The sequence below is a fragment of the Lysinibacillus parviboronicapiens genome, assembly GCF_003049575.1.
GTDB classification, from domain to species: domain Bacteria; phylum Bacillota; class Bacilli; order Bacillales_A; family Planococcaceae; genus Lysinibacillus; species Lysinibacillus parviboronicapiens.
The window spans coordinates 129991-142177 of sequence record NZ_PYWI01000001.1; the positions used below are offsets into that span (position 1 = coordinate 129991).

Annotated in this window: 10 protein-coding genes; all 10 read right to left on the bottom strand. The window is 38.1% G+C overall.

Annotated elements, in window-relative coordinates; translation table 11 throughout:
* Nucleotides 1–9 precede the first annotated feature (9 nt).
* Nucleotides 10–1092 (bottom strand): glycosyltransferase family 2 protein, encoded by a 1083-nt coding sequence (locus C9J35_RS00645; protein WP_235616163.1) that lies wholly within the window; start codon nt 1090–1092, stop codon nt 10–12.
* On the bottom strand, nt 1082–2428 hold the full coding sequence (locus tag C9J35_RS00650; protein WP_107923018.1) for a hypothetical protein: 1347 nt from the start codon (nt 2426–2428) through the stop codon (nt 1082–1084). Before C9J35_RS00650 ends, C9J35_RS00645 begins: the two co-directional genes overlap by 11 nt.
* Complete coding sequence (locus tag C9J35_RS00655; RefSeq protein WP_107923019.1) at nt 2425–3606, bottom strand: glycosyltransferase; 1182 nt, start codon at nt 3604–3606, stop codon at nt 2425–2427. The genes C9J35_RS00650 and C9J35_RS00655 overlap by 4 nt, the downstream gene beginning before the upstream one ends.
* A gap of 58 nt (nt 3607–3664) precedes the next feature.
* Nucleotides 3665–4783: a glycosyltransferase family 4 protein gene (locus tag C9J35_RS00660; RefSeq protein ID WP_107923020.1), complete on the bottom strand. Its 1119-nt coding sequence runs from the start codon at nt 4781–4783 to the stop codon at nt 3665–3667.
* 94 nt (nt 4784–4877) lie between these two features.
* Nucleotides 4878–5636, bottom strand: coding sequence for a tyrosine-protein phosphatase (locus C9J35_RS00665; RefSeq protein ID WP_327322548.1), 759 nt, complete (start codon nt 5634–5636; stop codon nt 4878–4880).
* A 39-nt stretch (nt 5637–5675) separates the two neighbouring features.
* A complete protein-coding gene (locus C9J35_RS00670; RefSeq protein WP_107923292.1) occupies nt 5676–6338 on the bottom strand; it encodes a CpsD/CapB family tyrosine-protein kinase in 663 nt (220 codons plus the stop codon).
* Nucleotides 6339–6387: 49 nt separating this feature from the next.
* Nucleotides 6388–7092: a YveK family protein gene (locus C9J35_RS00675; protein ID WP_107923022.1), complete on the bottom strand. Its 705-nt coding sequence runs from the start codon at nt 7090–7092 to the stop codon at nt 6388–6390.
* Nucleotides 7093–7349: 257 nt separating this feature from the next.
* Nucleotides 7350–8909, bottom strand: a complete 1560-nt coding sequence (gene rny / locus C9J35_RS00680) for a ribonuclease Y (protein WP_107923023.1) — start codon at nt 8907–8909, stop codon at nt 7350–7352.
* A 779-nt stretch (nt 8910–9688) separates the two neighbouring features.
* Complete coding sequence (gene recA, locus C9J35_RS00685) at nt 9689–10756, bottom strand: recombinase RecA (protein ID WP_107923024.1); 1068 nt, start codon at nt 10754–10756, stop codon at nt 9689–9691.
* A gap of 161 nt (nt 10757–10917) precedes the next feature.
* On the bottom strand, nt 10918–12177 hold the full coding sequence (locus C9J35_RS00690; RefSeq protein WP_107923025.1) for a competence/damage-inducible protein A: 1260 nt from the start codon (nt 12175–12177) through the stop codon (nt 10918–10920).
* Between the last annotated feature and the right edge of the window lie 10 nt (nt 12178–12187).

The following is a 12187-nucleotide window of genomic DNA, read 5'->3' on the forward strand; positions in this document are numbered from 1 at the left end:
GCAAACCCCTTATCCTTTCGTAACAACAGGATTAAAATCCCTCATGTCACTGCTGAACCGATTCACCAAAACCAATACATAGAGTAATTGAATCTGTTGTTTCTTTAATAACCTAATGTAAACCTTTGATTTAAGCGGCATTTCCTTTAGCTGAACAGCATGTAGTGCCTTATGGATATCCTCATGAGCTAATATTTTTTTGATAAGGGATTTTTTCTTATGAAATCTCTTATGATTGTGCCGACTAAATTCATTTTGAACCGCTGCAATCGCTAAATACGTAAAATAATACTGTAATTGTTCGGTAAAATTAGGAACCACATCTTCTGTTTTTCGTTTACAGTCATTCAATTGTTCACACAACACAAGTATTTTTTCAAAGAACTTGTCATCATATCGCGCTGTCATGGAAGAAGGGGTTTGGCGATAATGATAAAGATACTTATCTTGTAATATAAATATCCTGTTTGCCTCAAGTAAACAGGGATACGTACAAGCAACATCTTCCCCCAGACGAATTCTCTCATCTACTTCAAATTGAAATTTTTCTAACAGCTTTCTTTTAAATAATTTATTGGAGACCGAAGGAAATAATCCGAAACGAAAATATTGGCCTGAATAGAGCATTACTGGATAAACCTCTTGCTTCATCCTATCTTTCCTGTAAAGGCCCGGCGCAACAAATTGCGTTCGTTTCACCTCTTGCTCTGAATAATTTTCAACAATATCACAAATTACAATATCTACGTCAAATTTACGTGCGGCATCACATAATGCACTGTACATATCAGCTTCAATCCAATCATCGCTATCCACATAGCCAATATATTGCCCACAGGCAATTGTCAATCCCGCTTTCCGTGCGCTGACAAGTCCACCATTTTCTTGATGAATTACAATAATTCTCGCATCACGCTCCGCATATTCCTCGCAAATTGTTGGACAGTTATCGGTCGAGCCATCATTTACTAGAATTAATTCAAAATCTACGAATTGCTGTTTTAAAATGCTCTCAATGCACTTTCTTAAGTAAGGCTCCACATTATAAATAGGCACAATAATACTTAAAAACGGCACCGCCTCATCTCCCATTCATACGGATTTCCTGACTTTTATGCATCGTTAATGCAAACATGAGTAATAAAATATGATACGGAAAATAATCCATTACAAATGAATCAAGTCCAATATTCGCTATTAACATGATATAAAGGGGAATGGCGTTGACCGATAGTAATGGAAAGCCCGTCTTTTCTATAATGCCAACATTATTGTTCAGCACTTTATACAAACTTAAAAGGTATAGTAAAGCGAGTACTACTCCACATAAACCTAAATAATAGGGCGTCGATAAGTACATCGTATGGGCCATCTTCACTTTCGAGAAAGTTGTGCCAAAGCCTGCTCCTAATATGAATATTTTCGTACTTTGTAAGATTTCACTGGCAAACATCCCCCAACTACTCACACGCCCAGTCGTAATAGCATCGGTGGAAATTCCTGCTCCAAAAAAGCGAATCCAATAAATCTCGAATAACTTCTCGTAAAAAAAAAACAGTGCTGTTCCACATATTACCACTATGAAAGAAGAAAACTTTATAGCTGTTTTTACATTATTTTTAAAGAACACAATAAACGTCATCAAAATTAAGGCCATTAATGTGATGATAAACATTTTAGAATAAGTCAGTATGCCAAAGCCTGCTAGGATAATAATCAAAACAATCGACTTTTTCTCCTTTTTCCCATTGACATTGAACAGTACTAATAAACAAGACATAGCTATTAAAATTTGCAGACTAAAATAATTAGGGTCTAAATCTAAACCAGTAAACCTAGTACTGATCATACTTAATGTCCTTACCGTATTCACAACTGTCATAGATTGAATAAAACTATCAATTGCTGGGACGGAAAAGCTGACTAAACGAACTACTGCAGCTGCAAGTAAGCCGAGCACATAGATATACGTGTACCTTCTAAAGTATTCTTTATCATGAATGGCTTCGACAGCAAAAAAGATGACACTATAGTTCAATACAAAGCCCAACACTTCAATAAGATTACCGCCGCTAAGTAGCGTTACAGCAACAGCATAAAATACAAAGAGAAAATAGGTTAACACTAGTCTTGTTGAAATACCCTCGTTTTGTAAAATAATCGTTAAAATACTTAACACAATATAGAAAACGCTTAGGACTACAAAAAGTGAATAGCTCGTTAAATCGAACTTAATGACATACACCCACGAGATAAAAAATAACAAATAGTCAATTCTATGCTGTTGCTTATCACAAAGCATAGCCATAGACGTTAGAAGAAAAAAAATCCAAAGAAATAAATTGCTACCTGTGTACATTTTTAACACAACAAATATACTGGAAATAATACACATAAAAATACTGAAATAGTTATTTTTCAATATCATTTAGCATCAAACTCCAATACTAGTTGCTCTTGCGCTTTTTGATTTGTATATTGATTTTCTTCAATAAACTTTTTCATTGTTTGGAGCCTGCCAGCGTTTTCGATTACACTGGCAATGACTGGATAGAGATCCTCTACATTGCCGCTTGTAATCAAGCCATTTTGGCCATCACTGATTTGTTCCCTAGCAGCTGCAAAACTCGTGGTAATGACCGGCGTTTCTAATATCAACGCCTCTCCTACCACCATTGGATAGCCCTCATAGGCAGATGTTAAAATGAGTACATCACTTTGTCTTATAAAAGGATACGGATTGTGACATTCACCGATAAATTCAACCACATCATCTACGCCTAATTCAAAGGCTAATCTTTTATTTTTTAGTAAATCTGGCCCGTTACCTAAAATTCTCCAACGAAAATTACTAATGGAAGCTTCCTTTAGTAACTTACATAGATGCAAAATTAACTCGAACCTCTTGGTGGCATTTTCAATCCTCCCAATAGATAATAAATCCATCGTGCCTTTTTCAAATGCTGTATATTGCCAGGCTAACTCCTTTATTTCTTCAATTGGGAAAAAATTATAGATGACTTGAATTTTATTTTTATATTGTGGGAGAAAGTGCATTAAATTTTGCTTACATGCTTCAGACACACAAAACAATCGATCATAATTTTTATAGGTTATGACACATACATCATAATTAAAGTTAGCTTTAAGGGGATCCGTATGTATCCACGCGAACTTCCTATTTGCCTTAACAAATTTATCTACAAATAAATTAGTGCCTTGATTGAAATAACTATGTGGCACATCATTAAAATAAGAAATCGCAATATCATAAAGTCTATTATTGCTATGTGTTTTTAATAACATTGCATATAAATTGTTGGACCCAATCAAGCGAACGACAATCATACAAAAAATACGCAGCATGATATGCCACACATTCTTTCTTTTTTTTACTTCGGCAAAAGGAGTAGCGATTAGTTGTAACAGCAAGTTTCCAGTATATACATTTACATTAGGGGGAATGTCCTTCATTAATACTCCTTCAGCAAATGTAAAAACTTCTATTTCATAGTGCTTATAGAGACTTACTTCTTTAAGCGTATTAATTAAAGCCTTTTGAATACCGCCCATCTGAAAATTTTGTGCCACAAATAATATCTTCATAAGCCCCCCTAATCCAATATTATTGTCAATTTTCCTATCGCTGTTCCCCATAGACCTTTCATAAACTACTGTAAAGGTCCGTTAACCTCTTCTCCATTTGACTCCAACTATAACGTTCTTCATACAGTTCTTTCATTTTACGCGCAATTTCTGGCCATTCTTGTTTTCGCTTTACCAAGCTGTCAATGGCTTGTTGTAGACTCTCTCTATTAAAATCAATTAGTTCACCTAGGTTGTTTTCAGCTACGACTTCAGACATACCTGTATTTTTTGCCATTATCAAGGGCTTACCAAGCATTAATGCCTCATAAAATTTATTTGGCGCAGCATAAAAATGATTAGTAAGTTTAGGATCGTAAATAGCTGTCATAATGTCGCAATTATTTTCTAACGCTAACGTCTTTTCATAAGGTAACTTACCGTAAAATACGATGTTATCATGCTCTTTGGCCATCTGCGCTAGTTCATCCGCAAATTCTCCAAACCCACCAATATGCAATTCGTAGTTTGGGGTATCCATCACTACTTCCACTAATTCCCTAATAAGCCTTTCCCTAGCCAGTATGCCTACATAAACTATTTTCACTTTGTCTGCATTCAACTTTAAGTCATGTTCTAGCTTAACATAAAGCGGGGTATTATAAATAACTTCTAATTTTTTTGGTGATGATTTAGCAATCTGTTCCTTTCGTTTTTCTGTACAAATTATTACTGCATCCACGCTGTTCATTAGCATAATATCTATTTTTTCTACGATTTTCCCTAGAGTCTCTGGTCCGTTAAAAGGTGCTGTAACCGAATCGAACACATCGTAAATTACCTTTTTATGAAGTAATTTTCCGCATATTGTACCTATTAGTGCCGTATCAAAATCACATGCATGGATAGTATCATACGTATTTTTATGTCGAAGCAGCCATTGCAATAGTTTTAGTTGAAATTTCAACAATGGAAAGAAATTTTTTTTAAAACCTCCCCCATATGTAGCCGGCACCCCAAATCTTGTTATATTAATGGTGTGTGTATGTTCTAGTAACTGCTCGTTCGCTCTATACTTGGCATCTCGATCCCACGCTAAAATTTGTACACGCCAGTTATTGCTCACAAGGCTAAGCGCTTCCTTTTCAACCCTTGGATCTGGAGAAACAGGATTACTTCTCATTAAGACCACTCGCACCTATACAATCCCCTTACATGTTTAGTTACCTCTCTAACAAGTTCGTTTTTTTGATAAGTTTGTCTATCCTAATATCCGTACGAACTTTCTTCCTTCAAAAAAACTTCCACCATTTTTTTGTGAAAGTAGTATCTTCTGGCTCATAACATAGCAATGGCTCGTTGTTGATGATTCTTGCATTATTTTCAAGGAAACAATCTACTGCATCGAATTCTTTGTGTTTTTCTAGAAATCTAAGCCCCTTGTCAAATAATAAGGGACGTGTTTTTAAGTTATGCACATCCGAACCATAACTATGAACAAGGTTCGAACGTACCAATTTCAAAGAAAGTTTTTGAATGGTCTTCCCAAACAAACCCGCTAAGCTTCCAGCGGTTATTTGGGCGAGTGCACCCTCGCGTATAAGTTGCTCTAAATGACCTGGATTTTGCGCAATAACACTATTTCGCTCTGGATGAGCAATGATGGGCGTGATACCTGCTGTTAATAAACCGTAGATGATATCTTTTGTATACTTCGGTATGTAATTAGACGGAAGCTCTAAAAGTAAATAACTTGAATGCGCTAATGTATGCAGTTGCTTTTTTTCACAAAGCTCTAAAATATTTCCTGACAAACGTACCTCATGGCCTGGGTAAAGTGTTAATGGCAAATTATACTTATCGACTTCGTGCTGTAATTGTTTTATCTGTTCCTTCACCACCTCAAAACTGACATTATATAATGGATGTAAAACATGTGAGGTTGAAATCATCCCTGTAATCCCCTGTGCAACAGCTTGTTCACATATACTAAGTGTTTCTTCCAAATTATTTGGCCCATCATCAACATTAAATAGAATATGACTGTGCATATCAATCACTGTGTTTCACTTCCTATCTACCCCCTAGAGCTACCTATAATATTCTTCGTAGTATTGGCTACGCGGCAATTTATAGTTATTTAAAACGACTCCTAAAATAGTCGCTTTTGAAGATTCAAGGCTCGCCTTTGCTTTGATAACGCTAGAATTTTCCACCGCACCACTATTCACAATCAACAGTGTGCCATCACATTTATTAGATAAAATTTGGGCATCCGTCACTGATAAAATCGGTGGTGCATCGAAAATTATGATATCAAACTCCTTTTTTAACTCTTCCATTACACTATCCAATGTTTTAGAAGCAAGTAACTCAGCCGGGTTCGGTGGTATTGGTCCACTCGTCAAAACAAAAAGATTAGGAATATCTGTACGATTGACGACTTCTAACATCGTCAATTGCCTTGTTAGTAAATTAGAAAGACCTCTAGCATTTTGCAATAAAAACGTATAATGCATAGTTGGTTTACGTAAATCTGCATCCACAATGACTATCTTTTTCCCTTCCTGCGCAAACACCACGCCTATATTAGCAACATTTGTTGACTTTCCTTCACCGGGTGTCGCAGAGGTCACTAAAATGGTTTTTATCTCTTTATCAGGCATTGAAAAAGTAATATTTGTGCGGATTGTTCGAAATTGTTCAGAGACAACCGAATTACTATTTGCAACTGTTACAAGCTTTCGAGCCATTTTTATACGCTTTTTCTTTTTCTTTTTCGCTTTTTTTTGTTGATACAAGCTACTCCCTCCTCGTCCTTCGATTATTGCCATCACTAATATGACTAATCAGTCCAATAATCGGTAGCCCGATTATTTCTTCAATATCTTGCTCTGTCTTTATCGTCGTATCCAGGCTCGCTACTACGATTGCAAAACCAGCACTCAAGATGAAGCCGATTAATGAAGCCGCCACAATATAGAGGGTTTTGTTTGGTGCAACTGGCTCAGGCTCTTCATCTAACTTTGCTACGGACAAAATATTAACATTATCGACTGTCATTAAAACTTGAATTTCCTCTTGAAAAACCTCTGCTACCGTATTAGCAATGTCGACAGCTAGGTCCGCCTGCTTATCTTCGACGTTAATATTCACGACTTGAGAGTTATTGGCACTGGTTACAGTAATTTGTTCCATTAATATTTCCGGCGACACATTCAAATCTAACTGATTGATGACTTTAGATAAAATAGCTGGACTTTTAATGATGATATTATACGTATTAATTAATCGTAAATCTGTCTCAACCTGTTGTACCCCTATATAGGGTTGGTCTATATTTTTTTGATTCACTAAAAGTTGTGTCTCTGCTTCATATATGGGCTGTAATATAAAATAACTAATAAAGGCTGTAACTAATGCCACAAAGAGCGTAAAGCTCATGATAAAAAGCACTTGTTTTCGTACTATTTTCATTACCTCTTGTAATGTAATGGTCTCTTTCACGTCCTTCACCCCTTGTCACAACATATGCCAGATAGACTATGTCACACTACAAAACTACTGTATGATTCTAAAATTTTATTAGGGTCGTTCAGCTAAGCTTTTATTTGCCAGTATATTGTTGCCGGCTTTTATTTATTCGAAGAATGGACACCTAGACTTTTGACAATTTAGTTGATGGTTTCTGTTATCTACTATGTACTGTTTACACACAAAGAGGCTTCCCTTGACCTAAGTCAAGAGAAGCCTCTAATTATTTATTATTTCGCATACTCCACAGCTCGTGTTTCACGAATCACTGTTACTTTAATATGTCCTGGATAATCAAGCTCGTCCTCAATTCGTTTACGAATATCGCGTGCTAGACGGTGTGACGCTAAATCGTCTATTTTTTCAGGTTGTACGATAATACGAATTTCACGACCTGCTTGGATAGCAAATGATTTTTCGACACCATCATAACTTTCCGAAATCTCTTCTAATTTTTCAAGTCTGCGGATATAGTTTTCAAGTGTCTCGCTACGAGCACCTGGGCGCGCCGCTGATAGTGCGTCAGCTGCAGCCACTAATACTGCAATAACAGAAGTTGCTTCTGTATCACCATGGTGAGAAGCGATACTGTTAATAACGACCGGATGTTCTTTGTATTTTTTGGCAAGCTCTACACCTATTTCGACGTGGCTGCCCTCTACTTCATGGTCAATCGCCTTACCAATATCATGTAATAAGCCTGCGCGACGAGCCAGTGCTACATCTTCACCAAGTTCAGCTGCAAGTAAACCAGCTAAATGTGCAACTTCTACTGAATGTTTTAGCACGTTTTGACCATAGCTTGTACGGTACTTCATGCGCCCTAAAATCTTCATTAAGTCTGGATGTAGATTATGAATGCCAATTTCAAATGTCGTTTGTTCCCCTGTTTCGCGGATTTGTTCATCCACCTCACGACGAGATTTTTCAACCATTTCTTCGATACGTGCAGGGTGTATACGCCCATCTTGTACTAGTTTTTCTAGTGCAAGTCGAGCCGTTTCACGACGAATTGGATCAAAACCAGATAAAATAACCGCTTCTGGTGTATCATCGATGATTAAATCTATGCCTGTCAACGTTTCTAGCGTACGGATATTACGGCCTTCGCGACCGATAATACGCCCTTTCATTTCATCATTTGGCAAAGTCACAACAGAGACTGTTGTTTCTGCTACGTGGTCAGCTGCAAAACGCTGCAGTGCCAGTGATAAAATCTCACGTGCTTTTTTATCAGATTCTTCTTTTGCACGCGTTTCAGATTCTTTCGTCATCACAGCAATATCAGTTGCGAGCTCTTTTTCTACCTCACCTAAGATGACAGCTTTTGCCTCATCTCTTGTTAATGCAGATATACGCTCTAACTCTGTTTTTTGCGCGACAACGAGCTCGTCCACTTTGCTTTCCATCTGTTCAATATGCTGTTGTCTTTCGGCAAGAGCTTGTTCTTTACGCTCTAAGCCAGCTTCTCTCTTATTCAGAGCATCATCCTTGCGATCAAGATTCTCTTCTCTTTGCAATAAACGGTTCTCTTGTTTTTGAAGTTCTAAACGACGATCACGAATGTCATTTTCGGCTTCAGTGCGAAATTTGTGAGTTTCATCTTTGGCTTCAAGTAGTGCTTCTTTCTTTAATGCCTCCGCTTCTCGTTTTCCTTCTTCAACGATTGTTTCAGCAACATGTTTAGCACCAGTGATTTTTGAGTCATTCACTTTTTTCATGTAGATATAGCTAACAGCGGCACCAACGATGAGTCCAAGCAAAGCGGAGATGATAGTAATTCCATCCATATGAACACCTCCTCTTGCTATTTGGGTAATACAGTTTCAAGTCGGCGCATACATCCATTTCGCCTTGGCTTAATTGCGTCCAGATTTTGAATTGTGCTCAGGTGGTCTGCACGATGCAGATCAGTTAGTCGTTTTCGCAGGATGCGAAGATTTTAGACTAACATCCTTATATTCATTCTTTTCAAAATCCGTGACATCCGCCGGAGGCTTTGGGCCAACATAATGTTGGTCACTCAGTCGTTGCCACAGGACGTGGCGTTCTTAGACTGAGTTCCTCTATTTCAGTAGGTGTTTGAACCCACTAAAAGGAACCACAACCGCATTCATCTCACCACCTTCTGAGGTGGGAGTCTTACGCTGAATGATGATAAAATGTACTGCCTATTTCAAAGTCATAATTCAGAAATTATACATATTTAATTGTATATCTAGCTTTTAGCTCTGTCAAGGATAGACGGTCACCTGTTCGCCCCGAACAAGAAAAAAAGTAAGCGATATCCATTAAGAGGATTTATTACCTGATACTTTTGTGCTAGTGCTGCATCTAGTTATTATTTAATAAAATGGATTTACAGTTCAAAGGTTTCAATTTTCTATGTCCAAATGGCGTGTCATGAAACGTAACCACTTTATGCTAGTCATTAAACTTACTTTTATGACAAGGTAAAGAGCGAATAACCAAAAAAATATTGCAAATTTCTACATATAATGACATATACATGAACTGTTAAGCAAAAAAAACATCGTTCTCACTCTGTCGAGCAAGAACGATGTTTTTTTTATTTTTCGTCTTCAAGAAGAAGCATTAATTCTTCATCTATTTCCTCGTCTTCATCATGTGCCGCAATTGTATATGCGGATGAAGCAATACCGTAGGAAGCACGGATTTTATTGGCAATATCGTCTAAGACAGCAGGGTTTTCCTTCAAGTATTGTTTTGCATTTTCTCGGCCTTGTCCTAGACGCTCATCACCGTAGGCATACCAAGAGCCGCTTTTTTGCACGATATCTAACTCAACACCTAAATCGACTGTTTCGCCCTCTTTAGAAATCCCTTCACCATACATAATATCAACTTCCGCTGTACGGAATGGTGGAGCTACTTTGTTTTTCACAATTTTAATTTTCGTACGGTTACCCATAATGTCATTGCCTTGTTTAATAGCTTCTGCACGACGTACTTCTAAACGCACAGAGCTATAGAATTTAAGCGCACGTCCACCAGGTGTTGTTTCTGGATTCCCGAACATGACACCGATTTTTTCACGAATTTGGTTAATGAAAATGGCAATCGTTTTTGATTTGTTGATTGCACCAGAAAGCTTACGTAAAGCTTGAGACATTAAACGCGCTTGTAAACCAACGTGCGAATCACCCATATCTCCTTCGATTTCTGCTTTCGGAACTAATGCTGCTACTGAGTCAATAACAATGATATCGATAGCACCACTGCGCACTAATGCTTCTGCAATTTCAAGCGCTTGTTCTCCTGTATCTGGTTGCGATAATAATAACTCATCAATGTTAACGCCTAATTTTTGTGCATAGATTGGATCTAATGCATGCTCAGCATCGATAAATGCCGCTTGCCCACCCGTTGCTTGTACTTCTGCAATGGCATGTAAGGCAACTGTTGTTTTACCTGATGATTCCGGACCATATACTTCAACAATACGGCCACGAGGATAACCACCGACACCTAATGCCGCATCAAGTGCTAGCGAACCACTTGAAGATGTTGCAATTTCTAAATCTGTTTTTTCACCAAGCTTCATGATAGAACCTTTCCCAAAATTCTTTTCAATTTGCTTTAAAGCCTGTTCTAAGGCCGCTTTACGATCACTCATTGTTTTTCCTCCTTCGAAACTGTTCACTGTTTTTGTCTATCTCTACTATACTTGTTTTTGAGAAAACACGCAAGAAAAAAGCGAACATTTATTCGATTTTTCTCCAAAATAAAAATTTGGGTAAGTTTTCTCCACCCAAATTTCTATTTTCACGTTCTATTTTAATAACGTTTCATAAAGCCTCGTTCTTCCAATTGTTGCATTAAGTAATGACATGTAAACTTTACAGCACGCAAACGATTCGTGTTGCGCATACCCGATAAATGAAGTAAATATGTTATCGGCTCTTCATCCCCAATAGCAATGCCAATCCAAACCGTTCCTACTGGTTGGTGGTCATGTGCTGTAGGGCCAGCAGCACCAGTCAGGCCGATGCCAATATCTGTACCGAACTTTTCACGTACAGCACTAGCCATTGCCCCAGCGCATTCACTACTTACAATGCCATGTGAATCTAATATTTCTTGTGAGATACCAAGTTGCTTTACCTTCGCCTGTTCTGTATATGTGACAACACCACCAATGAGCGCTGTACCTACTCCTGGAATCTCAGCCAGTTCTGACTGAAATAAACCGGCTGTTAAGCTTTCAGCCGCTGAAATTGTTAATTGATTATCTAACAGCATTTCTACCGTTTTAGAGGCAAGTGAATCATCATCAATACCATATTGATAGTCTCCAACAATTGCCTGAATTTCAGCCACTTTCGCTGCAATCAATTGTCGGGCTTCCCCCTCAGTCTCTGCCTTCGCCGTTACACGCAATGTGACTTCACCGTCAGATGCAAGCGGGGCAACTGTTGGATTTGTCTGTGTATCTAGAATATCTTGCACACATACCTCTAGCTCTGCTTCTCCAATACCATAAAAGCGCATCACATGAGACACAATCACGCCACCATCATTGAGCATCGCACCAAGCTTTGGCTTTGCTTCAAATTGGAACATGGGTTCCAGCTCTTTAGGAGGACCAGGAAGTAGAATGTACGTACGTCCATCCTTCGTCAGTATCATGCCAGGGGCCATACCATGATGGTTTGCTAGCACTTCACTACCGGTTAATACCAGTGCCTGTTTACGGTTATTTTCCGTCATTGGCCGCCCTCGTTTTGCAAAAAACTGTTCGATATAGGTAAGAGCTACTTCATCAAATGCTAAATCGATACCTAAATGACGCGCGATTGTTTCCTTTGTTAAATCATCCTTCGTAGGACCAAGGCCGCCTGAGAAAATAATTAAATCTGCACGAGATTCTGCTACCGCGATTGCCTCTTCTAATCTTGTTGAATTGTCTCCAACAACAGTGTGATAAAACACGTTAATCCCTAGCTCCGATAACTGGCTTGAGATAAACTGCGCATTTGTATTTGTGATTTGTCCAAGCAATAACTCTGAGCCAACTGCAAGAATTTCTGCGTTCATGATTCACAAG